General features: G+C 38.9%; 30 protein-coding genes and 2 pseudogenes. 27 read left to right on the top strand and 5 right to left on the bottom strand.

Features of this window, described 5'->3' with window-relative positions; translation table 11 throughout:
- Positions 1-64 precede the first annotated feature (64 nt).
- The 13 genes and pseudogenes from J6O61_RS07235 (at position 65) to J6O61_RS07175 (ending at position 6,309) form a co-directional block, all read left to right on the top strand.
- Positions 65-562, top strand: a complete 498-nt coding sequence (locus J6O61_RS07235) for a hypothetical protein (protein ID WP_292211336.1) — start codon at positions 65-67, stop codon at positions 560-562.
- Between the two features lie 32 nt (positions 563-594).
- Positions 595-831, top strand: a complete 237-nt coding sequence (locus J6O61_RS07230; protein ID WP_292211334.1) for a hypothetical protein — start codon at positions 595-597, stop codon at positions 829-831.
- 17 nt (positions 832-848) lie between these two features.
- Complete coding sequence (locus J6O61_RS07225; protein ID WP_292211332.1) at positions 849-1,781, top strand: methyltransferase family protein; 933 nt, start codon at positions 849-851, stop codon at positions 1,779-1,781.
- A gap of 174 nt (positions 1,782-1,955) precedes the next feature.
- Positions 1,956-2,501: a TIGR00730 family Rossman fold protein gene (locus J6O61_RS07220; RefSeq protein ID WP_292211330.1), complete on the top strand. Its 546-nt coding sequence runs from the start codon at positions 1,956-1,958 to the stop codon at positions 2,499-2,501.
- Between the two features lie 4 nt (positions 2,502-2,505).
- Positions 2,506-2,808 (top strand): Dabb family protein, encoded by a 303-nt coding sequence (locus J6O61_RS07215; RefSeq protein ID WP_292211328.1) that lies wholly within the window; start codon positions 2,506-2,508, stop codon positions 2,806-2,808.
- 3 nt (positions 2,809-2,811) lie between these two features.
- Positions 2,812-3,222, top strand: a complete 411-nt coding sequence (locus J6O61_RS07210; protein WP_292211326.1) for a peptide deformylase — start codon at positions 2,812-2,814, stop codon at positions 3,220-3,222.
- Positions 3,222-3,308, top strand: a pseudogene (locus J6O61_RS19585) (arsenate reductase family protein); the annotation flags it as partial. The gene J6O61_RS07210 and the pseudogene J6O61_RS19585, both read left to right, overlap by 1 nt.
- A gap of 50 nt (positions 3,309-3,358) precedes the next feature.
- A complete protein-coding gene (gene thpR, locus J6O61_RS07200; RefSeq protein WP_292211325.1) occupies positions 3,359-3,871 on the top strand; it encodes an RNA 2',3'-cyclic phosphodiesterase in 513 nt (170 codons plus the stop codon).
- Position 3,872: 1 nt separating this feature from the next.
- A complete protein-coding gene (locus J6O61_RS07195; protein WP_292194150.1) occupies positions 3,873-4,106 on the top strand; it encodes a purine biosynthesis protein PurH in 234 nt (77 codons plus the stop codon).
- A complete protein-coding gene (locus tag J6O61_RS07190) occupies positions 4,103-4,405 on the top strand; it encodes a hypothetical protein (protein ID WP_292211323.1) in 303 nt (100 codons plus the stop codon). The genes J6O61_RS07195 and J6O61_RS07190 overlap by 4 nt, the downstream gene beginning before the upstream one ends.
- A 27-nt stretch (positions 4,406-4,432) precedes the next feature.
- Positions 4,433-4,942 (top strand): GNAT family N-acetyltransferase, encoded by a 510-nt coding sequence (locus tag J6O61_RS07185; protein ID WP_292211321.1) that lies wholly within the window; start codon positions 4,433-4,435, stop codon positions 4,940-4,942.
- 18 nt (positions 4,943-4,960) lie between these two features.
- Positions 4,961-5,701: a nucleoside/nucleotide kinase family protein gene (locus tag J6O61_RS07180; RefSeq protein ID WP_292211319.1), complete on the top strand. Its 741-nt coding sequence runs from the start codon at positions 4,961-4,963 to the stop codon at positions 5,699-5,701.
- A 267-nt stretch (positions 5,702-5,968) separates the two neighbouring features.
- A pseudogene (locus J6O61_RS07175) lies at positions 5,969-6,309 on the top strand (DUF4869 domain-containing protein).
- Here the strand turns inward: J6O61_RS07175 and J6O61_RS07170 are convergent.
- From J6O61_RS07170 to J6O61_RS07155, 4 genes are read right to left on the bottom strand one after another with little or no spacing between them, the layout of a single operon-like run.
- On the bottom strand, positions 6,233-6,766 hold the full coding sequence (locus tag J6O61_RS07170; protein ID WP_292211318.1) for a DsbA family protein: 534 nt from the start codon (positions 6,764-6,766) through the stop codon (positions 6,233-6,235). The pseudogene J6O61_RS07175 and the gene J6O61_RS07170 sit on opposite strands and share 77 nt — an antisense overlap.
- Before the next feature lie 9 nt (positions 6,767-6,775).
- The gene (locus J6O61_RS07165) at positions 6,776-7,135 is read right to left on the bottom strand and encodes a phenylpyruvate tautomerase MIF-related protein (RefSeq protein WP_292211317.1); all 360 of its coding nucleotides are present in this window, start codon (positions 7,133-7,135) and stop codon (positions 6,776-6,778) included.
- Positions 7,135-8,004: a DUF1749 domain-containing protein gene (locus J6O61_RS07160; RefSeq protein ID WP_292211316.1), complete on the bottom strand. Its 870-nt coding sequence runs from the start codon at positions 8,002-8,004 to the stop codon at positions 7,135-7,137. The genes J6O61_RS07165 and J6O61_RS07160 overlap by 1 nt, the downstream gene beginning before the upstream one ends.
- 12 nt (positions 8,005-8,016) lie before the next feature.
- Complete coding sequence (locus J6O61_RS07155) at positions 8,017-9,039, bottom strand: NADH:flavin oxidoreductase (protein ID WP_292211315.1); 1,023 nt, start codon at positions 9,037-9,039, stop codon at positions 8,017-8,019.
- A 131-nt stretch (positions 9,040-9,170) separates the two neighbouring features.
- On the opposite strand from J6O61_RS07155, the gene J6O61_RS07150 reads away from it, so the two are divergent.
- On the top strand, positions 9,171-9,527 hold the full coding sequence (locus J6O61_RS07150) for a winged helix-turn-helix transcriptional regulator (protein ID WP_292211314.1): 357 nt from the start codon (positions 9,171-9,173) through the stop codon (positions 9,525-9,527).
- 143 nt (positions 9,528-9,670) lie between these two features.
- Here J6O61_RS07150 and J6O61_RS07145 read toward each other — a convergent pair whose 3' ends face one another.
- On the bottom strand, positions 9,671-10,102 hold the full coding sequence (locus J6O61_RS07145; protein ID WP_292211313.1) for a winged helix-turn-helix transcriptional regulator: 432 nt from the start codon (positions 10,100-10,102) through the stop codon (positions 9,671-9,673).
- Between the two features lie 112 nt (positions 10,103-10,214).
- Here J6O61_RS07145 and J6O61_RS07140 point away from each other — a divergent pair, with 112 nt between their 5' ends.
- The 13 genes from J6O61_RS07140 (at position 10,215) to J6O61_RS07080 (ending at position 20,222) form a co-directional block, all read left to right on the top strand.
- Positions 10,215-11,051, top strand: coding sequence for an enoyl-CoA hydratase/isomerase family protein (locus J6O61_RS07140; RefSeq protein ID WP_292211312.1), 837 nt, complete (start codon positions 10,215-10,217; stop codon positions 11,049-11,051).
- A 15-nt stretch (positions 11,052-11,066) separates the two neighbouring features.
- Positions 11,067-11,354, top strand: coding sequence for a DUF1330 domain-containing protein (locus J6O61_RS07135; protein ID WP_292211311.1), 288 nt, complete (start codon positions 11,067-11,069; stop codon positions 11,352-11,354).
- 87 nt (positions 11,355-11,441) lie between these two features.
- The gene (locus tag J6O61_RS07130; protein ID WP_292211310.1) at positions 11,442-12,095 is read left to right on the top strand and encodes a flavodoxin family protein; all 654 of its coding nucleotides are present in this window, start codon (positions 11,442-11,444) and stop codon (positions 12,093-12,095) included.
- Positions 12,096-12,137: 42 nt separating this feature from the next.
- On the top strand, positions 12,138-12,329 hold the full coding sequence (locus tag J6O61_RS07125; protein ID WP_292211309.1) for a hypothetical protein: 192 nt from the start codon (positions 12,138-12,140) through the stop codon (positions 12,327-12,329).
- Between the two features lie 335 nt (positions 12,330-12,664).
- A complete protein-coding gene (locus tag J6O61_RS07120) occupies positions 12,665-12,967 on the top strand; it encodes a Dabb family protein (RefSeq protein WP_292211307.1) in 303 nt (100 codons plus the stop codon).
- A 1-nt stretch (position 12,968) separates the two neighbouring features.
- Positions 12,969-13,826, top strand: coding sequence for an AAA family ATPase (locus J6O61_RS07115; RefSeq protein ID WP_292211305.1), 858 nt, complete (start codon positions 12,969-12,971; stop codon positions 13,824-13,826).
- Positions 13,827-13,839: 13 nt separating this feature from the next.
- Complete coding sequence (locus tag J6O61_RS07110) at positions 13,840-13,968, top strand: hypothetical protein (protein ID WP_292211302.1); 129 nt, start codon at positions 13,840-13,842, stop codon at positions 13,966-13,968.
- On the top strand, positions 13,965-14,330 hold the full coding sequence (locus tag J6O61_RS07105) for a hypothetical protein (RefSeq protein WP_022762088.1): 366 nt from the start codon (positions 13,965-13,967) through the stop codon (positions 14,328-14,330). Before J6O61_RS07110 ends, J6O61_RS07105 begins: the two co-directional genes overlap by 4 nt.
- Positions 14,327-14,578: a hypothetical protein gene (locus tag J6O61_RS19440; RefSeq protein ID WP_330613739.1), complete on the top strand. Its 252-nt coding sequence runs from the start codon at positions 14,327-14,329 to the stop codon at positions 14,576-14,578. The genes J6O61_RS07105 and J6O61_RS19440 overlap by 4 nt, the downstream gene beginning before the upstream one ends.
- Position 14,579: 1 nt before the next feature.
- Positions 14,580-15,236, top strand: a complete 657-nt coding sequence (locus tag J6O61_RS07095) for a hypothetical protein (protein ID WP_292211298.1) — start codon at positions 14,580-14,582, stop codon at positions 15,234-15,236.
- Positions 15,229-15,357, top strand: a complete 129-nt coding sequence (locus tag J6O61_RS07090) for a hypothetical protein (RefSeq protein WP_292211294.1) — start codon at positions 15,229-15,231, stop codon at positions 15,355-15,357. The genes J6O61_RS07095 and J6O61_RS07090 overlap by 8 nt, the downstream gene beginning before the upstream one ends.
- Before the next feature lie 115 nt (positions 15,358-15,472).
- Positions 15,473-16,231, top strand: a complete 759-nt coding sequence (locus J6O61_RS07085) for a hypothetical protein (RefSeq protein WP_292211292.1) — start codon at positions 15,473-15,475, stop codon at positions 16,229-16,231.
- Positions 16,232-16,526: 295 nt separating this feature from the next.
- Positions 16,527-20,222, top strand: a complete 3,696-nt coding sequence (locus tag J6O61_RS07080) for a DEAD/DEAH box helicase (RefSeq protein ID WP_292211290.1) — start codon at positions 16,527-16,529, stop codon at positions 20,220-20,222.
- Positions 20,223-20,497: the final 275 nt, after the last annotated feature.

Raw genomic sequence — 20,497 nt, 5'->3', positions numbered from 1 at the left:
GATTATAAATATAAACGATTTCACATGTATGATCTCATAAAGGAGTGATTTCGGAGGAATAGATATGTTATTAACCATATTTTTAGCAATAGTAGTATGTGCAGCAGTCGCACTTATGATGTTTGCCGGAGTTGCATTTATTCAGGATACAAAGCTGTTTTCATCAGCACCAAAAGAATTTAGGGAAGTATTAAAGCCAAGGGATAAGGAGCTGTTTTATGGAGCCAAGGCTATAGGATGGATGCTAATGATTTTTAGTGTAGTAATGATAATAGGAGCATTGGTCATCTCTGTTTGGGACAGTTTTAGATGTGAATATTCATTTTGGCAATTCTTTTTGCGCTTTGTAATGATTTTCACATTATATAAGCTCTTTGACATGATTTGCATTGACTACTTTCTTTTACTAAAGTTTCATTTCTTTCAGTTTTATTTCCCGGAAATTGAAAGCGTAAACCACGGCAGGAAGTATGGGTTTAACATAAAAAGCCAGCTACTTAAGCTTTTGGTTGTATTCCCGGCGATCTCTGCTTTAGTAGCTTGGATATGTACACTGATTTAATATGTTCTTATGGAAGTAAGGAGTTATTTTGATTGCAGTCTGCAATTTTATGTCTTGTTTTTGGGGGCGGAGTTTTTGACTGGTTATTTATTGATACCTTTTGGGTTGCTATGTCTGACTGGTGGCTTATTGAGTGCACCGAAGACTTAAATGATACCTGGCATAACGTGAATGTAAAAAAATGGAAGTTTTTAAAGCTGATTCCATTTGCAATTCCACTTGCGGCAATCGTTGGAGGATTATATTGGCTTATAGGGTTGAGATTATAGAAAGAGGGACTTGAAAAGTGTTAAAGAATTATAACAAGGATGGGCAAAAGCTACCGTTATTTGGAATAGGGCCATATATGATCTTTGGGATGGGCTTAGTTACACTGATAGGTATCATACTGTTTGGATATGTGTTTAAAATCTGGATATTGGAAACGCCCTGGGTAATAGTATTCAGGATAATGGGAGCCTTACTGATAATATCAGGCATATTTATATGGTTTATCGGTGCGGTTCGTTCAGATATGGATGATCATATAGAGAGCAATAAGCTTAAGACAAACGGAATATATGCTTGGGTCAGAAACCCAATGTACAGCGGATGGTGGATTGCCTTTGCAGGTATCACCCTTATGTGGCATAACATATGGATGCTTGTCTTGCCTGTGATAAACTGGATTATTATGACAATCACACTTATAAACTCGGAAGAGAAGTGGCTTTTGGATTTATATGGTGCTGAATATGAGACATATAAGACTAAGGTAAACCGCTGTATTCCGTGGAAGCCCTGCGAGGACAGGATATATGTAACAGAGATTTCAGATGTAAGATGGATAGCTTATGACATTCCGGGCAACGTGGGGTGGATTATTTACATAGTATGTCTTGCAAGGTGTTTTGCTGTAAAACCGGATTTCATTTCTTCATGGGGATTAGTTGGGATCGTTGTAATTTCAGTAATACCGGCTATTTTCATGATAATCGGAATAGCAGAGCTTGTTTCTGAAAGAATTGCAAAGCTCGACAGAAGACTCCCCAAAGTGCGACTTCTAAGAGGCTTTGGAGCACTTGTCCTCGGCGGCATTTTGGGGATGGCAGTAAGTATGCTCGGATTAGTATACGGATATTGGATAGGAGAAAGAAATCTGATTACTATATGGTGTATGCTGCTTGGAAGCTTTCTTTGTTTTATTTTTGCCGAACTTATTTATAAAACATACAGGTAATGTAAAGTTGGATGAAGAAGTTGAAAAATCATATATAAAAATTTCAGGATGCATGTTCAGATATGGTATTAGTAAGTGTAAAATAGTTGTATGCAATAAGACACATGTGTAAAGACTTGATTTTGAGAGAGTCAGGAGATATTTGAAAAAAGAAAAAAGGACTAGTGATAAAAGATGAATATAGCAGTTTATTGTGGATCAAGCAGTGGTAATAATCTAAGATTCATCGAATCTGCAAAAATTTTAGGAAAATGGATTGGGGAGAACGGGCATACTCTTGTATATGGAGGCGCAAACAAAGGGCTTATGGGTGCTGTGGCCAGTGCAGTTATTGAAGCCGGAGGGAAAGTGATAGGAGTCATCCCTGATGTGGCCATTATCCAGGCAAGGAAACATACCGGTCTGACGGAGCTTATCGAGACGAAATCAATGGCAGAACGAAAGTCTAAGATGATTGAGCTTGCAGATGTGTTTGTGGCTCTTCCGGGAGGAATCGGCACTCTGGATGAGATTACCGAGGTAATGTCGCTCTCAAGTCTGGAAATAATCAAGGGACCGATTGTTCTCTATAACACTGACGGATACTACAGACCATTAAAGGCAGTTCTGGATAATATACTAAGCGCAGAATTTGGAAGGAGAGAGTACTTTGAGAAAGTACTGCTTTCGGAGGATATAAAGGAAATAGCAGAATTTATAAGTAACAGGAAGGAAAAATAAATATATGGTAAAACATGTAATTTTATGGACATTGAAAGATGAGTTTTCCAAAGAACAAAAAGATGATATAAAAAAGGACATAAAGGAAGGTCTTGAGGGACTAAAAGCAAAGGTGCCGGGGATAGTTGATATCCAGGTCAACATCAATGGACTTGCATCATCAAATGCTGACCTTATGCTTGATTCAACTTTTGAAAGTGAAGAAGCATTAAAAAACTATGCAGTTCATCCTGCGCATGTGGCAGAGGCTGACTCAAAGGTAAGACCATATACCAAGTTGAGAAGCTGCCTGGATTATGAGGTCTGAGAAATGGTAAAAAAGATAGTCAGGGACCAGTTCTTTTTACAGCAGAAGGCAGAGCCGGCAACAGAAAGGGATAAGCAGGTTGTGGAAGACTTGCTTGATACATTAAGAGCTAATCAGGAAAGATGTGTAGGTATGGCAGCAAACATGATCGGGGTTAAGAAAAAGATCATAGTAGTTGCAATGGGACCTTTTGTATTTCCTATGATAAATCCTGTCATTACAAAGAAGAGAGGTGAATATCAGACAGAAGAGAGTTGCCTCTCCCTGGATGGGGTGAGACCATGCACCAGGTATAAAGAGATCGAGGTGGATTACCTAGATCAGGACTTTCAGCCCAAACATGGAAAATACAATGGATTCACAGCACAGATAATCCAGCATGAGATAGATCATTTTGAAGGAATACTTATTTGATGAATATACAGATTTTTGGAACTAAAAAAAGTAATGACACGAAAAAAGCAGAACGCTTTTTTAAAGAACATGGTATAAAGTATCAGCCTGAAATATGGAAAAAGTGGGAGTAAGAATATAAAGGAGATGGCTGCAGATGAGACTGTTCATAGCAATCTGTTTTGATGAAAATATGCTGGATTCTCTTAATGAGATCCAGGATGACCTGACAAGAAGTGGAGTCAAGGGTAACTATACTTCTCGTGAGAACCTGCACATGACATTGGCTTTCATTGGAGAGTATGATGATCCGGAGCAGATAGAAGAAGTCATGAAGAAAGTCCCACTCAGATCATTTTCTGTGAAACTTAGTGGTTACAGGCCATTTAAGGATATGTTCTTTGCAGATTTTGAAGAAAATGAAAATTTAAGAGACTATGTCAAACGGCTCAGAAGTGCTCTTTTGGATGAAGAGATTCCTTTTGACCGAAAGAAGTTCATGCCTCATGTCACGCTTATACGAAAAGCTGACTGTACAAAAGACAAGGCCTTTTTACCACAGTTTCAGGAGAGCGATCCGATGAGGGTGAATGGAATATCTCTTATGAAATCAGAGCGTGGGAAGCATGGAATGATATATACAGAGATTGGATATGTGAGGGCATTTTAGTATGGAATCAATTCTTATAAAAGATACAACACGTGAAGAGCGTGAACAGATAGTTGCAGAGTCTATAGGAAATATAAGCGGTTCATGTGATGGATGCATGTCAGGGCTTGCTGATATGTACCAGGATTATATTGATGGTAAGAAGGAAATCCGTGAGATAAATATGGAATTCAGGGCTCATTACGAGTCTGGAGTAGATGGACCTGAAAAGGCAGATTGCGGGTACAAAAGATGACAGAGAATCAGATTGAATGGTCCAGGAAACGTGATGAACTGGTATCTGCTGTATCAAAGCTCGGCTTCCCAAAAGAGCTTGGTGAGCAGATAGCAAAACAGCTTGGAAGCCCAAAGGCTATGGACAGGATGCTGGCTTATCTTTATAACGTGAAACCAAGAACAGCTGAGCTGGTGGTTGATGAGATGCTGGCAATCTGCAGCGATATCGACAGCTGGCATAGCAAGAAAGCTGCAGAGGAAGCAAACGCCAAGTACAATGAAATGCTGAACTATGGCCTTGGAACGGAGGAAGAGTAATGAGTAGATTAAAGGAACTCAGGACATATGTTGATAAGAAAAACAACTGATAATGATATAGAAAGAGTCATGGAAATATATGCACATGCCAGAAAGTTCATGGCTGAACACGGTAATCCCAACCAATGGGGTCCGACTAATTGGCCGCCGGAATATCTGATCAGGGAAGATATAAAAGAAGGTTGCAGTTATGCCTGCGAGAATGATGATGGCAGGATCATTGGCACTTTTTACTATAATCATGGCAAAAATGTAGAACCTACATATGAGAAGATAGATGATGGTAACTGGATCGGTGATGAGAATTACGGAGTTGTCCATAGGATAGCTTCAGATGGAACCGAGAAAGGCACGGGGAGCTTTTGTATCAGGTGGGCTCTTGAACAATGCCGTCATCTTAGAATAGATACTCACAGTGATAATATTGTGATGCAAAACATGCTTAAGAAGCTTGGATTTAGCTACTGTGGAACAATTTATGTTCATGAGGATAATGATCCCAGAATGGCATTTGAAAAAGTAAGCCACCGGATCTGATAAGAGGTTCAGGATTATATGAAGTATCAGGTAAACATAAATGGTATAGATGTTGAAGCGGACTTTGATGATAAGGCAGTTGACGAGATATTCAAGCCTCTTTTGCATAAACTATCCAGGATCAGGAAAGCAAAATCGAAAAGAGTCCTTGTTATGTTGGCTGCGCCTCCGGGGACGGGAAAGAGTACACTTGTCAGTTTTTTGGAATTCTTATCAAAAGAGACAATACCTGAGTATAAGGTACAGGCAATTGGAATGGATGGCTTTCACAGAAGGCAGGAGTACCTTAAAAGCCACACCATGATGTTGGATGGGAAAGAAGTAGTCATGGTCGATGTGAAGGGGTGCCCTGAGACTTTCGACTTGGATAAGCTAAAGGCTCAGATTGAAAAAGTAATGAGACAAGGAACATGCAACTGGCCGACATATGACAGACATCTCCATAATCCAGTTGAAAATGCCATCACCATAGACTCAGACATAGTGATTCTCGAGGGTAACTATCTGCTTCTTAATAAGCCTGGATGGAATGGATTATCAGAAGCGGCAGATTTCACGATTGCCATAAAAGCAGATGAAGATATGCTCCGAGAAAGGCTGATAGACCGCAAGCAGAAGAGTGGTAACACCCGGGAAAAATCAGAACAGTTTGTTGACTACAGCGATATGAGAAATGTGAGATTATGCCTGGAGTATACAAAGAAAGCTGATATGGAGCTTATGGTAAAAAGGGATGGTAATTATGAAATGATAAAGTGACATCCAAAAGCTGCTATAGCTCGAAGTTTCAGGAGGTCATAAATTATGATGTATCCACATTTAACACTAGATGATGAGACTGAGATAACACATTCTCAGATATTAGATGATGGTCGGGTAAAAGTATATATTATGGTAAAATTACTATATCAATAGTTGGGAGGTGGACGTATGTTAAGCATTGTATTTGGAGACGCGGACAATACTATATATCATCCACCGACATATTTTGACAATACCTATGAAGATAACTGGATTACAGCTTCATTGTCAGTTGAGATGATAAAGGATGTGGATAAATCTGAGGTGGTTGGTCCTCACTTATCCAGAGTCCAGTCCTTGGACCTATTTCAACCAAGGAACTGTCGGATGGTGTAAAAACTCTGATACTAATGGCATTTGACGAAACAGGCAAAGTGTTTAATGCTTCTGCCTGTGGAAATAACTGTGCAAAATGGATTTTGAAAATTGCGGAGAGTAAGGATTTAACTATCAATCTTCGACATGTGATGGATTTTGGAGATGGGGATTTTAATGCCAGGATCCTAAATAATGGCATCGTTGTGAATAGCATGAAAGAATATGTGGAGATTGCAGGGGAGTATTAATCCCTGTATCCTTTGCAACATTAAGTATTTCTGTGGTCAAGGTAGTCTGCCTGGCTTCTAAAACAGTAGCATGTCGCAGATTATATAGAAACAAGTCCGCTTTTTCATTGTCTGCAAGCTGAGCAGCTTTATAGGCGATGTTAAGAGGATATGAGGAGCGGTGCTCTTCATCAAAAAGATGAAAGCCTTTCATATTTATGGGGAGTCCTCCAATGGACTCCTCACTTTTATATATACCGGCAAGTCTTTTATTATATTTCTTAATTCCTTCTTTCGCAGGAAGAGCGAGTTCATCTGGAATCATAAAGTCGGAAACATCTCTTACAAGGCCTGCCATCACATATTTTAATTCTAAGGCATCTCCATAATACTCCTGCAATTTGTCATAAATGGGCTCACATTCGTATGTAAGGCCCATCATGGGATCTGTGAAAGTTGTAATAATGATTTTATCCATAAACCGTCCTCAGTAAATATTTCTGTCTATGTACATGCCGTTAACGCCCCAGCTGATGATATCTTCATACTTAATATATATGTGATCGTGTGCTATTCCTAAAACATCAGATATGATCTCTGTGACTTTGGCGGTGAATTTATCATAACCATAATGGGGTTCGTTCCCGAATATTGCAGCATCTATATAAGCAATCGGTTCTGAGTTGTCGCCACGCAGCCATAAGTGGCAGTCTGACTCAAACTCCAAAAGAAGATATTCTTCACTTTTTCCTGGGACAAGTTCTATGGCTTTCCCTATACGACTTTTAATCTCTTCTTCCTGAACTTTATCGATTTCACAGCTGACCTTTGTTTTGATAAAAGGCATTATGCACACCTCCATTCCTGAAGTTGATGAAGGATGTCATCAGCAAGCTCCTGATGTTTCATCTGGTAGGTGTGACCTGTTTTTTCTATAAAGATCAGCTTGTTATCCTTACAGGATGGCATATGGTTATTGAGGTTTCTGAGGAAATCAGAAGGATCACCGTCTGTAAAGTTGTCATATGTTCCCACGAGCAGTGCCCCGGTATGAGTGATTTTCTCTGCCTGTGAGAAATCGCCATTCTTAGCAGTATGTACATTATTAAGGATTTCGGAGAATTGCCAGTCATATGCAGTATCGGCGATGCATTCAACCCATCCCATAAATGGAAACGGCAGCATCTTTTCACCTTCCCCGCGTTCAACCTGATTTTTGATGGTCTGCTTTTCGCTGTCTGTCACGCCTGACATCATATAGGTGAGGTTTGCGGGGGAAAGAAGGAAAAAGTGATCAATCTTTGCATCCTGGTGTCTTGACAGGTAATTGATGACTTTATTGGCACCAAGGGAGTGTCCTGCAAGTATGATATGCTCATATCCCTGATCTTTGACAAAAGAAAGATAGGCTTCAATATCCTCATCTACATAGGAAAATCGCTCATTCCAGGAACCGATGATTTCTTTCTGACCGGTCGTTACATTCATTGTTTCAATTTCGCAAAAAGCATCATTTGTCTGGGCATAGATAAAATCAATGTCTCCGCCGTTTAAGGTATCCCCTACATTGTAATAAAATGGATTTGAATAAAAATTCCCGTGAATACCGGTTATGGCAATCATAACCGTATCATTCATTCTTTTTTCTGTGTCCCTAAAGAGTACTCCATTTAATAAAACACCTCTTTTTGTAGGGACATCAAGTCTGTACATCATGAGATTATCTCCTTATCTATTTCTAAAAATGCATTTGTGAGAGTCGGATCGGTAACAGCCATTACAGGAAACGCACTTTGATATATGGGATTTATCCTGTATCCAGATGTTTGGGAGATCCGGCTCACATAAAAGAGGTCTTGATAGAGAAATAAGTTCTATTCCGGAACTATTTAGAACATCTTCTATAACATCAAGGCTTCTAAAGCCCCCAACAACGATCACAGGACAGCTGACATTATCTGCAAGGACTTTAGCAAGTGGGACAAAATAGCCTTCGTTTACATGTGCTTTTATGCCTCCTACCGATGTTCCGTTTCCGCTGACTTCAATGGAATCAATCCCTGCTTTGTCCAGGAGAATCCCAATTTCAAGTGCGTCCTCTTTTTCGTTTCCACCAAAGGTGAAGTCACTGCTATTGAGCTTTATCGTTACATGGAGAGAAGGAGCAGCATTTTTTATACCATCCAGAATTTCAAGCAGTATGCGACTTCTGTTTTTAACAGAGCCTCCATAAGAGTCAGTTCTGTGATTGACGGCAGGAGATATGAAACGGCTTAAAAAGAAAAAGTGGGCTGCATGGATCTGCACACCATCAAAACCGGCCTTTTCGGCTCTTGCGGCTGCATCAATAAACTGCTGCTTTACAAGGGCAATTTCATCAGTCGTCATCGCATCGGGCTCTACCTGCTCATATCCTCCGGATGTGTTACGGTAATAAGCTCCGAGTGCAAGCTGCGAGATGGTTTTTGCTCCGTTTGTATGGATGATATCTACAAGTTTTTTATACTCCGGGATCAGCGCATCATCACAAAGTCTCATCATCCCTTCAAAGTAGTAGTCGTGAAGGCTGACGCTGGTAAATCCGGTAATTACAGTGCCTATGCCTCCTTTTGCAAGCTCTTCATAAATCTCATAGGATTCTTTTGTAATACTGCCATCGGGATTTGCAATTCCTTCCCAGGTAGCTGATCTGACTAATCTATTCTTAACAGATAAATTCTTTAATTCGACAGGTTCAAATACTTTTTTCATTGCAGACCTCCTTAATTAACTCAATGAAAAGCTTTACTTTTCACCTTGGCTTCATTATAATTTGGTACAAAGAAAAAACAAGAAGGCAGAATATTCTTTGTCACTACAAAAAATATAGTAAAGGAGTATTTATGGGGAAGAAAGAGTTACCAAAAGACGAAAATATATACAAAACTGACTGTCCGATTTTGTATGCAATGGATCTGATAGGACAGAAATGGAAGCTTCCTATTTTGTGGTATATTTCAGATGCAGAAAATCAGACATTAAGATATAGAGAGCTTGAAAGAAAGGTTGTAGGCATTACAGCAACGATGCTTACGAAATGTCTTAAGGAACTGGAAAAGGATAAGTTTATAAAGAGAAAGCAGTACAATACGATTCCGCCTACAGTCGAGTATTCTCTTTCTGAGCGTGGAAAAACACTGATTCCCGCACTTGAGTCTGTGTATAATTGGGCGGATGATCAGATGAAGGCAGAAAAATAAGCGATTTTGAAAAATGTCCGCAAAATGTCTGCAAAATGTCTGCTTGATGTCTGTTTTCAAGTGATTTTGGGTGTGTTATATTTACAATGGACAAAGAAATGAGGAAAGAAAAAATACCTCACTTCCGAGTCCATTTCTTTTTTTTATCTCAACTTTATAGGGTTATCCTCAGAGCCAGTCCTCTCATGCCATTTCCCATCAGCCTTTGCTTTTTCTACAACAAGAGCCATCTGATCATCGCCCCAGGCATGTATCTGTTTTAGTATTGGAATGAGCGTTTTACCTCTTTCTGTAAGAGAATATTCCACATGTGGTGGTACAGTTTCTAAATTATGTCTTTCTACAAGCATGGCATCTTCCAAATCTCTTAAGGACTGTGTGAGCATGATATTTGTGATAATAGGGATGCCTCGTTTCAGCTCATTATATCTGAGAGTTCCCTCATCAGCCAGGTGCCACAAGATAGGCAGTTTCCACCTCTGTCCGAGTATGGACATCGTATAAAGAACAGGGCATATTTCATCTGTTGTTTTAGCCCCTGTCTCAAGTAGTTCTGTTAGATCTTCAGCTTTCATTTTGACCTCCTATAAGCAAGGCAGTTTTTTCTGCGTACTATACATTTTCTTTCTTGCTCGTTATTATAGGTCTTGTAAAGAGAAATTGCAAACAAGAAAGCGAGGTTTTGACATGAATAGAGAATTAAAAAGACTTGAAGTTGTAAAGGTAAATGAAGGCTATTGGAGGGTTATCATAGGAAATCCTCCATACAACAACTGGGATCCATATCTTTTTGCTGAGTTAAATGTACTTATGGATCAGATGGATGCTGATAAGAAGTTAAAGGTTGTTGTATTTGAAAGTGCAAATGAGCATTTCTTCATTGATCACCATGATGTTGAACACAGACTTGAAGTACCTGATGTTCCCGGGGCAAAGCCTTTCTTTCATGAGTGGCCTACATTTGTGACACGTCTTGTAAACAGTCCTGTACTTACGATTTCAAAAGTAAGAGGACGTGCCTGGGCACAGGGATTTGAATTTGCCCTTGCTACAGATATGATCTTTGCTTCAAAAGAAAAAGCGAAGTTCTCTCTTGTAGAAGTAGGCGGCGGCTCAATTCCGGGAGGTGGCGGAGTCGAATGGCTTTCAAATCTCTGCGGCAGAGCAAGAGCTTTGGAAATTGTACTAAGTGCAGATGAGTATGGAGCTGAGCTTGGAGAGAAATACGGATTTGTAAACCGCGCCATTGATGATGACAAGCTGGATGATTTTGTTGATAAATTTGCAAAAAGAATAGCTTCATTCCCTAAGCGCTCACTTTATGTTGGAAAGAAACTTGTAAATGCAAGAGCTTATGCACCTGATGAGGGAACTCTTTTCACATCCAACTACATGCTTCATGCATTTGATGACTGGAAGGAAGGCCGTGAGGAATATCCTAACGATGGCAAACAACTTGATTTCAGCAACATTGAAGATTTGGAGCTTAATTTCCCGGCGCGTCTTGGCCCAGATGAAGAGTAATCCGGAGGTGATTTTATGAGCGCATATATGATTTATATCAGAGATGAGATTACTGATCAGAAGGAAATGGATATATACAATGAGGAGTCTAAAAAGGCTCCTCATGAATACGAGGCCGAGCCTCTTGCTTTTTATGGCAAGACGGTAACTTTGGAAGGGGCAACAGTAGATGGAGCTACCATTATAAAGTTTAATAATATTGAGGAAGCTAAAGCTACTTACGACAATCCAATTTATCAGGAGGCTATGAAACACCGCTTAAAGGGTGCCAAGTACAGAGTATTTATCACAGAAGGAATCTGACATTTGAAAGGTGTATGACATGGATTTTTTAGAATTATGTAAAAACCGATATTCAGTAAGGTAAACGTACTTTAATAGGAGATTTCTATGAGAATCGTAGCTATAAATGGTGGACCCAGGAAAAAATGCAACACAGCACAGTTACTGGATTCTTTTATCAAAGGTGTCAGTGATGCTAACCCGGATGCTGAGGTAGTAACATATAATCTTTATGACTATCTTTATACAGGATGTAAGAGCTGTTTTGCTTGTCAGCTTACCGCAAATAGGGCTGATTTAGGATGTAGGATTAAAGACAATATATCTGACATACTCTCAGAGACTTTTCATGCGGATGGAATCGTGTTTGGCTCTCCAATCTATTACCTGAATGTAACAGCTCAGCTTAGAGCATTTTGGGAACGACTCATGTATCCTGGGCGTTCTTCCAAGGTCATTCCGACTGCTTTGATATATACAATGAACATGAATGAAGAGCAGGAGGCACACTTTGCCAAAGCACCAATGGATATCATTAATATGTACATAAAAGACTGCTTTGGAACTGAGCCCGAAACACTTCATGCCTACGATACATTTCAGTATAATGAAAATACGGCTTTGAACGAGCAATTCAGGTCGAGGCTTGAAGAAAAGAAGGCAAAAAGAGAAAAGCAGTTTCCGATAGATTTGGAGAATGCATATAATATGGGGAAAAACTTGGTTTATCGAATTTTAACAATGGATAAGCCAGATGATTAAAAAGGATAAAATGATAGTTATAGCTCAAGACGTATAGGCCATATGGTTTATGCGTCTTTTTCTTTTGCTCAAAAGTACAACGTCATTGTACTTGTCTCAAGCAGTGGTGTTCACACTAAGGAAGCTAAAGGACTTCATGAAGTTATGGACAGAGCCTACAAGAATAAGGATTATTATAAGAATAATCCTATGCTCAAGAGCACGTTTGATTTTGACAGTATAATTTACTGTTAAATGGCTCTTTTTCTGTTATAGTAAAAATATGTTTTTTAAAGGGCAACGGACCCCGACGATCTGCCTGCCAAGGCGGACAAAAAACTTATCGAGAAAAATCTCAAAGTTCTGGATGCTTTTCAGAAAGGACCTTCCTGACTGGCAGGAAAACTACATGGAAAAGCTGATAAAAGAATACGTAGATTTCCTTAAAGGCGACGGACTTGCATCTGGCATCATTGGCGGGATATGAGGTTATCTCAATGAAGGACCTCGAGGGATTCAGTGACGAAACTAAAGAAATAATAGAGCGTATGCTTATGTGACTCATGATGGAAAGGATAAGGGGGACGAGAATGGTTAAGCATGTGATTTTGTGGACACTTAAGGATGAGCTTTCAGCAGAAGAGAAAGTAACTATCAAGCAGGGAATCAAGGAAGGTCTTGAAGGACTAAAGGGAAAGGTACCCGGAATCGTGGATATCAAGGTTAACATCAATGGCCTTGAGTCTTCAAATGCAGACCTGATGCTGGATTCAACTTTTGAGAACGTAGAGGCACTTAAGGGATATTCAGTACATCATGAGCACGTGGCAGTAGCTGATTCCAAGGTAAGACCTTATACCAAGATCAGAAGCTGCCTGGATTTTGAGGTTTAAAATGAGATATATTGACTCATTTAAGTTTCCAGGAGTGGAAAATGAAGAGCAGTTTGTAAACTATATAAGAAGAACGTGCTATACCTCGTTCTATCCGTTTGGGGTGTTCGCAGAGAATGAGCTGCGGGAGATGTCTTTTTCTGAAATAACGATTTTGTATGGAAACAATGGCTCAGGAAAGAGCACAGCCCTGAACCTTATGGCAGAGAAAATGAAAGCCGAAAGAGATACATTGTTCAACAGAAGTAGTTTCTTTGGTGATTATATCGGTATGTGTGATTTTGAGATGACACATGAAGGCAGACCTGAAGAAATCAGGATGATTACAAGTGATGATGTATTTGATTTTATGCTCAACTTAAGAGCACTGAACGATGGCGTTGACCGGAAGAAAGAGCAGGTTTTTGATGAATGGATTGAGAATAAGCATTCAAAGTTTCAGATGAAATCATTGGATGATTATGAGCAGCTCAAGAAAGTTGTGGATGCCAGATCCAAGACACAGTCAGAGTATGTCAGAGATACGATTGGAAATAACATTATAGAGCACAGCAATGGAGAAAGTGCTCTGCAATATTTCTCCGAAAAGATTAAAGATAATGGACTTTATCTGTTGGATGAGCCTGAAAACTCACTCTCGCCTCAGAGGCAGTTGGAATTGCTTGAGTTTATCCAGAATTCAGCAAGGTTCTTTGGATGCCAGTTTATAATAGCAACACATTCCCCATTTTTGTTGGCGTTAAAAGGTGCACTGATTTATGACCTTGATGAAAGGCCAGTAGATATCAAGAAGTGGACGGAGCTTGAGGGAGTAAGGACTTACTTTGATTTTTTTGAAAAGCATAAAAACGAGTTTTGATGAGGATTTGAACATGAATGAAATGGAAATGAAAGCAAGAGCAAATCACAGAAACGGAAATAACTGTTCTGCATCGCTCGCCATGGGCTTCGAAGAGGTTGGAGAGAAAGACGGAATCGTCAGCATGAGGATGGGATTATGAGATATCTGAAATGGCTGAATTTGATACCGCTTATTATGTTCTTCATTGTAGATCAGCTGAGAGGAACACTTATCAGCAGGTATTTACTTATCATAATTGTTGCACTTGGAGTTATGAATATGTTTCTTGCAAAAAGCATGAAAGAGTATGTGATTTCTTCTCTGATGCTTGTTGCATCCACGGTAGTGGGAATGGTTCTTTACACGTATTATTACTACTATTTTGTCAGTGCTAATTCTGAAGCGCCGATTTTTGGTGCGGCTCTCATGATGGTTTATGGCTTTATAGCGTTTGTAGTTGTTGCGGTTGGAACTGTTGTGGTGGTAATAAAAGAGAGAATGGCTGAGAAAAAGAAACAATGAGACGAAAAGAGATTGTTATCGTAGCGATGCTAATGTTTACCCTTGTGATAGCAGGCTGCGGAGAAAAAAACGAATCGGATGTGACAATTATTGGTGGTGCGGATGGACCAACATCTGTTTTTCTTGATTCGAAGAATGACAATGGACAGATTCATCCGATTGATTATGAGGATACTGATAGCTACCAGATAACAAAAATGTTTATCGAGAATAAGGAGCAGCTGCTTAAGCGGCTTTTGGAAGAGTGAAATGATAAAGAGATTTAAAGAGGTAAATGGTCTTTATATAGAAAAAATCTACGGCCAGGACAGGTTGGCGTTTGCAATGTCTGATACGTCTGATTTGTATGACTTGGTTGAATATGCCCAGCGCGGCGGATATCAGGGTTCTGTGATAAAGTTCTATGACTTTGAGAATGGAAATGTATACACTCCTTTTGAGAAAAAGAGAGACGTGATCTACTCAAAGCCTGCGTACGTTGATGGCTTTTATTATTTTCTGCAGGCGGATTATGGGCAGGGAAAAGTAACGCTGTATAAGTATCTGCCGAAAGATGTGCTTGAGACTGTGGCTGAGTTTGGCACTGATGAAGTGGATTTATACAATCTGCAGCTTGTCGGTGAGAAGGTACATGTCATCAGTCAGAATGGCGAGGTGTTCAAGTGTTACTATCCCGAGAAAATCTCTTTTCCCTTAGAAGGTTCTGAGACTGTGGAGATTGTGACAGATGACCGGGTCTATATTGAGAAGTGGATCGAAGAAGGCTGGGATGAGGAGAATGACTGTGCTACTGACGAGTATAAGTATTATGACAAGGTGCTCATAAAAGATCATGCCGGTAACACGTTATCAGAAGAAGTGGGTTCAATATATCAGGCTGCAGATGGGACATACTGGATTGCGTGATAGAGGTGAAACAAGAAGCGTTCCAAGTGGAAAGGCCTACAACCGCAAGAAGGAAAAAGAGAGGATCAGCAAAGAATTCAGAGATGGATTTGGAGATGATTCTTTTTTATTGGTGGTATAAACAATTAAAGAGAATTACCGATATATAAGATAGCAAAAGGAATGCGTGTCTTTTCAATGGATTGATTATCCTATGAAGGGGCACGTTTTTTGTTACCATCTAGGAGGCTGGCATTATGGGTATAACAGCATTGGCACTTGACCGTTATGCGGACAATACATATTCTGTAGCGGGAAAAGAGAATTATACAGGCGTAGATGAGACTTCTAAAAGCTTTGGTTCTCATCTCAGTGAGGCCAGTGAGAAGAAATGTCCTTATAACTTCCTGGCTAAGGATGGCATCATCAATTACAATGGCGTGATTTTTGAATGCGATTATCAGCAGAATGCCATAACCCTTGGAAACATGTATGAGAAAGAAAAGGTCCTTAAGATATATTTTCCAAGTGGCGGAGCTCTTCATGTGAACGTGGATAACATTGATCAACTTTCGAAGGCTGCCAGCATGTTTACGCCGGAAGATCTCAATGCGATCATGAGGGCCATTCATGAGTATAATCACTGCACAAGGAAGCGTTATGAGATCGAGGAAGAGAAGTCCAAGCCGATAGAGGATACTGCTGAGGAGAACGAGACTCCGGACGCGGAAAAAGAGCCAGAGATTAAGGAAAACTCTTTGATAGAACAGATAAACTCATATAAAACTGAGCTTTATCATAAGCTTCTTAACAATGAGACCGAAGTTAAGATCAAGATAGGAAACCAGGAGTTTACCGAAAAGGAATGGGATAAACTCATGGAACGCATAGATAAGGATCTGGATGACATTCAGGAAACTTTGAAGGAAAAAGAGGAAAAGCAAGCCGAAGAAGAATACGAAGATAAGATCCAGAAACTATTTGATGAGAGGAAGGAGCTTGCTTTGGTGAAGTGATATCAAGTACAGTAACATAAATATTGAATGATAACATTTATAATGTGACTATAGAATAAAAACGTTATCTAGGTGAAAACAAACTCATTTCTTCTTACGATTAGATAGGAGTATTCTACTACTATACAATGGATTGAGTAATGATAAGCTTCGAGATGTGGCCTTAAGGCAACTGAAACTGTTAGCGGAACTTTGATAATCTCTATAAATGCCATCTACAGACGCTTTAATATTCGGTATAATGGTTAATGTCGTTTATAAATTAAGTGTTAAGCTCCGTGGAGGGCATAGTTTTATGGAAAAACCACAGTTACTTGCTGAGAAAGTTTTAAATTACTGGTTTGCAATTGAGTTTTTATCGCAGGATAAATATCCAGATAATTATGATGTCATGAATAAAGTTAGGAGGCAGAAAGAAAAAGTTGCCATGGGAGCGACTGGTGTCAAAAGCCTCGAAACATTTATCAAGCTTAAAGATGACGATATGGATAAAGATCTGTTTCAAATAATCAGCGATGAAACAGAAAAATGTGGTATGCAATTATGGGGAGATATTTCTTTCTATGTTGGAAAGGTAAAGCGAGATTGTTGTATTGAAGAGATAACAAAGCATATCAAAGTTGATTATAATGATTTACCAAAGCGTCCTGAAAAATCAAATGAAAAAATTGCTATGGTAAGTTTCCAGATTACATCAGACGGAAAGTTCGCTGAAAAGTCATTGTCACTATCTCCAGTATTGTGGGCAATGAATAAATTAAAGGATACAGATGGTGATTTATCAGAGTATCTAAAGGCCAAAAAATATAGTTCGGATTGCAGAGACCTTGAAGAAAAGTTTTTTGATAAAAATATTGAAAGGCATGAAAGTACAGATGTTGTTACTGATGTTAACAAGGTAGCAACTGCTAAGAGTTTGGCTGTTGAAGCTGTTAAGCTGGAAACAGTAAAAAAACTCTATTCTTATATTGTTGATGAATATGTAAGAGGAAGTATCAAAAATACAGATGAAAATCCTGATGCATATGAAGTGATTTATGGATTGTCATTTCAAGTGTTTGCCGATGAGAAAACTAAGGATAAGAAAGAGGATGATAATTACTTAGGGCTTAGTCACGATTATTTTTCGACAGATATTAATATGGTTTTGGAAAAGGTCAAAAACAATAAGCTTGTTGAAACTGGCAAGATGACAGAAGATCTCCAAAAGTACATTGAAATTGCTGCTAATAGTAATCATGAACAGTTAGATCTTATTAATCCGATAAATAAGTATTTTCATGAATGTGTATTGAATATGTTACTAAGACCACAAGTAGCTCCACTGGGTAAGTGGCCTTCTAGGTTTATGCCAGCAATGATGCAGGAGGTAGCGATAAATGCAGCGCTGAATGGTGTAGGTGATGTAACTGATGGTAATGGTAATATTTTTTCTGTTAATGGACCTCCAGGAACAGGAAAGACAACTCTTTTAAAAGAAGTTATAGTAGGAAATATAGTAAACAGAGCGATACTGCTATCGAAGTATGATAATCCGGATGATGCATTTGATGAGCATAGATTTCAATATGGTGACAAGCAAAATAACGCATATTCAAAGTTTGTTCCAAAATGGTATTCACTGAAAAATGACTCCATAAATGACTACAGTATGCTTGTAACTTCATGCAATAATGCTGCAGTTGAGAATATTTCAAAAGAATTGCCAAAGAGCATGCTTTCTGATCTTAAACCTTTAGCCAATGATTCTGATGAATTGAAGGAAAAGCTGCGGGAAGTGGAAGATCTATTTGATCCGGATAAATCAGAAGATATAGAAACGACTAAATCGGGTGATGAATATCGAGATGTTTATTTCACAAAATATGCCCGAGAACTTTTGGATGATGCTAGTGCATGGGGATTGATAGCAGCTCCTCTTGGAAAAAGATCTAATCTTTCTCGTTTTTATGGGAATGCTTTGATGAAAATTGATATGGATTTCTACGTCAATAAGGAAGCCGCCGGTAAGAGACGAGAAAAATATATTAAGGCTAGAGATGCTTTTAACGAGCAGCTTGCTATAGTACGAAAACATCAAAAAGACTTGGATAATCTTCAATTAGCTATGATGAAATGTACGACAAGCAGGAAGCGTCTTGAAGAAACAAGAAATGATAGCAAGAATAAAATTAACGAGATATCAGAGCAAATTAATATTGTGCAGACAGAACTGGCTGATATAGAGGAAAACAGAGAAAAGCTTTTGATAGAGCGTGATAAGAGGTCTGAACTTTTAAGTGAGCTTGCGTATAGGAATCAGAATTTAGGACAGGAAAAAGAAAATCTTTATAAGCAGATTAAAGAAAATAATGAACTTTCGTTCAATACTAGAAGTAGTGTATCGTTTATTACAAAACTTCTAAATAAGAAAAAATATGATTCGGCAAACCGTCTGGCAGACAATTATGAATCGGAGGCTGCAAGGAAGCAGGAAGAATTAAATGTAATTGAAAAATCAATTGCGGAAGTACAAAAATCAGCTGCAGAAATGCAGAGACAGTATTCAGAATATACGTATAAACTCGATGGAGTCGATGATAACTTAAAAGAGAAACAGGCTAAGATTGATAAGCTAAAATCTGATGTTGAATCTGAGAAAATGAGAGTCGTAGCAAGTGAGAACGCATATAATGAGGCTGTTTCAAAATATGAGGCGCGGATAAAAGCTTATGATCAAAATGACTGCATGAGAAAACTTACAATAGCTGATGCTGCGTTTATAGAAAAACTTCTTTCAACTACTGAAGAATCAACTGATGCACAGGTAGAAAATCCATGGCTTACTGAGCAGTATAACAGAGAGAGAGAAAAGCTATTTGCACTTGCCATGAAGCTCAATAAAGAATTTGTATTATCCTCCAACCATTGCCGAGATAACTTTAAGACCTTGGGGCATTATTGGGGTGTCCGTATGGGAGATGATGGAAAGAAAATAGATTTTGCTCAGAGCGATAAGGATAACTTTGTGCAGGCAGTTTTGCAGACATTATTTTTGTTTGTGCCGGTAGTATCAACAACTTTTGCTTCAGTGGGAAATTTTTTGAGAGATGTTAAGAGACCTTCTGTGATAGGTACTCTTGTGGTGGATGAAGCAGGACAAGCTCAGCCACAGATGGCGGTTGGAGCATTGTATAGAAGTAGAAAGGCGATTATCGTAGGAGATCCAAGACAGGTAGAGCCTGTAGTTACAGATGATCTAGCCCTTTTAAAAATGGCTTTTAGCGATGTTGACCTTGACTTTTATAAAAATAAAACTTTATCCGTGCAGAGCTTTGCAGATACCCTTAATTGCTTAGGGACCAATTTGGATAATAATGAAGGCGGAGAAGAATGGGTTGGATCACCTTTAGTGGTTCATAGAAGGTGCATTTCTCCTATGTATGATATTTCCAATGCGATTTCCTACAATGGCATCATGAAAAAGAAAACTGCAGAGCCCAAAGCTGAGCTACAAAAACAATTTATTAAAGATAGATCTGAGTGGATTGATGTAGTAGGAAAAGAAAGAGGTAATGGGGATCATTTTGTAGAAGCACAGGGAGAAAAGGTTTGCGAGTTACTGGAAATAGCTTTTAGTAAGAATCCTGAGCCTAGCTTATATATTATTAGTCCTTTTACAACTGTTGTTGCAGGAATCAAAGAATATATAAAGCGATATTGTAAAAATCATCCTGATACTAAAATAGACAAAGACTATATGCTTGACTATGAGTATAAGAAAATCGGTACTGTACACACTTTCCAAGGTAAGGAGGCTAATGAAGTTATATTCCTTCTGGGATGTGATGATAGCGATAAAAATACAGGTATAGGCTTTGTTAACAAAAATATAGTCAATGTTGCGGTCACCAGAGCTAAGTATAGATTGTACATTGTGGGCGATGCAAAGGCATGGAAAAAATCAAGTTGTGTAGATATGGCAAGAGAGTTGATGGAGAAATATAGATAACTACATGGTTTAACTTGGTAATAAAAAGAATAAAAGGACGGTTAATGTCGGAAATTTAGTAGAATACAATCACAAAGAAAAAGTTTGACTTTTGCAGAGCGGCATTGCACATTGTGTGATGTTAGCTCTGTTTTTCGTTATATAGATATTTTTCGCCCCGGTTGGGGCTTTTTTCATGTTCGCATAATGCAAACGGTGTTTGCGCATTGCATCTCGATAGCTATTGTACGCTTGTTCTATGATTAAAGAGTCTTAAGAGTTGCGGTATAGCTCAA

Source organism: Butyrivibrio sp. (genome assembly GCF_017635265.1).
Taxonomy (GTDB): domain Bacteria; phylum Bacillota; class Clostridia; order Lachnospirales; family Lachnospiraceae; genus Butyrivibrio.
Note: the sequence above shows the minus strand (reverse complement) of the source record. Positions and strands in the feature narration are given on the sequence as shown.

What these genes read in the sequence shown, in the direction of transcription:
- J6O61_RS07170 (WP_292211318.1), bottom strand. Translation starts at nt 6,766, where the DNA reads ATGGATAAAATCATTATTACAACTTTCACAGATCCCATGATGGGCCTT.
- J6O61_RS07125 (WP_292211309.1), top strand. Translation starts at nt 12,138, where the DNA reads ATGGTTTATGCGTCTTTTTCTTTTGCTCAAAAGTACAACGTCATTGTA.
- J6O61_RS07110 (WP_292211302.1), top strand. Translation starts at nt 13,840, where the DNA reads ATGAATGAAATGGAAATGAAAGCAAGAGCAAATCACAGAAACGGAAAT.
- J6O61_RS19440 (WP_330613739.1), top strand. Translation starts at nt 14,327, where the DNA reads ATGAGACGAAAAGAGATTGTTATCGTAGCGATGCTAATGTTTACCCTT.
- J6O61_RS07115 (WP_292211305.1), top strand. Translation starts at nt 12,969, where the DNA reads ATGAGATATATTGACTCATTTAAGTTTCCAGGAGTGGAAAATGAAGAG.
- J6O61_RS07155 (WP_292211315.1), bottom strand. Translation starts at nt 9,039, where the DNA reads ATGAAAAAAGTATTTGAACCTGTCGAATTAAAGAATTTATCTGTTAAG.
- J6O61_RS07215 (WP_292211328.1), top strand. Translation starts at nt 2,506, where the DNA reads ATGGTAAAACATGTAATTTTATGGACATTGAAAGATGAGTTTTCCAAA.
- J6O61_RS07150 (WP_292211314.1), top strand. Translation starts at nt 9,171, where the DNA reads ATGGGGAAGAAAGAGTTACCAAAAGACGAAAATATATACAAAACTGAC.
- J6O61_RS07190 (WP_292211323.1), top strand. Translation starts at nt 4,103, where the DNA reads ATGACAGAGAATCAGATTGAATGGTCCAGGAAACGTGATGAACTGGTA.
- J6O61_RS07235 (WP_292211336.1), top strand. Translation starts at nt 65, where the DNA reads ATGTTATTAACCATATTTTTAGCAATAGTAGTATGTGCAGCAGTCGCA.
- J6O61_RS07080 (WP_292211290.1), top strand. Translation starts at nt 16,527, where the DNA reads ATGGAAAAACCACAGTTACTTGCTGAGAAAGTTTTAAATTACTGGTTT.
- J6O61_RS07180 (WP_292211319.1), top strand. Translation starts at nt 4,961, where the DNA reads ATGAAGTATCAGGTAAACATAAATGGTATAGATGTTGAAGCGGACTTT.
- J6O61_RS07105 (WP_022762088.1), top strand. Translation starts at nt 13,965, where the DNA reads ATGAGATATCTGAAATGGCTGAATTTGATACCGCTTATTATGTTCTTC.
- J6O61_RS07095 (WP_292211298.1), top strand. Translation starts at nt 14,580, where the DNA reads ATGATAAAGAGATTTAAAGAGGTAAATGGTCTTTATATAGAAAAAATC.
- J6O61_RS07220 (WP_292211330.1), top strand. Translation starts at nt 1,956, where the DNA reads ATGAATATAGCAGTTTATTGTGGATCAAGCAGTGGTAATAATCTAAGA.
- J6O61_RS07120 (WP_292211307.1), top strand. Translation starts at nt 12,665, where the DNA reads ATGGTTAAGCATGTGATTTTGTGGACACTTAAGGATGAGCTTTCAGCA.
- J6O61_RS07160 (WP_292211316.1), bottom strand. Translation starts at nt 8,004, where the DNA reads ATGATGTACAGACTTGATGTCCCTACAAAAAGAGGTGTTTTATTAAAT.
- J6O61_RS07135 (WP_292211311.1), top strand. Translation starts at nt 11,067, where the DNA reads ATGAGCGCATATATGATTTATATCAGAGATGAGATTACTGATCAGAAG.
- J6O61_RS07145 (WP_292211313.1), bottom strand. Translation starts at nt 10,102, where the DNA reads ATGAAAGCTGAAGATCTAACAGAACTACTTGAGACAGGGGCTAAAACA.
- J6O61_RS07085 (WP_292211292.1), top strand. Translation starts at nt 15,473, where the DNA reads ATGGGTATAACAGCATTGGCACTTGACCGTTATGCGGACAATACATAT.
- J6O61_RS07140 (WP_292211312.1), top strand. Translation starts at nt 10,215, where the DNA reads ATGAATAGAGAATTAAAAAGACTTGAAGTTGTAAAGGTAAATGAAGGC.
- J6O61_RS07185 (WP_292211321.1), top strand. Translation starts at nt 4,433, where the DNA reads ATGTTGATAAGAAAAACAACTGATAATGATATAGAAAGAGTCATGGAA.
- J6O61_RS07210 (WP_292211326.1), top strand. Translation starts at nt 2,812, where the DNA reads ATGGTAAAAAAGATAGTCAGGGACCAGTTCTTTTTACAGCAGAAGGCA.
- J6O61_RS07195 (WP_292194150.1), top strand. Translation starts at nt 3,873, where the DNA reads ATGGAATCAATTCTTATAAAAGATACAACACGTGAAGAGCGTGAACAG.
- thpR (WP_292211325.1), top strand. Translation starts at nt 3,359, where the DNA reads ATGAGACTGTTCATAGCAATCTGTTTTGATGAAAATATGCTGGATTCT.
- J6O61_RS07130 (WP_292211310.1), top strand. Translation starts at nt 11,442, where the DNA reads ATGAGAATCGTAGCTATAAATGGTGGACCCAGGAAAAAATGCAACACA.
- J6O61_RS07165 (WP_292211317.1), bottom strand. Translation starts at nt 7,135, where the DNA reads ATGCCTTTTATCAAAACAAAGGTCAGCTGTGAAATCGATAAAGTTCAG.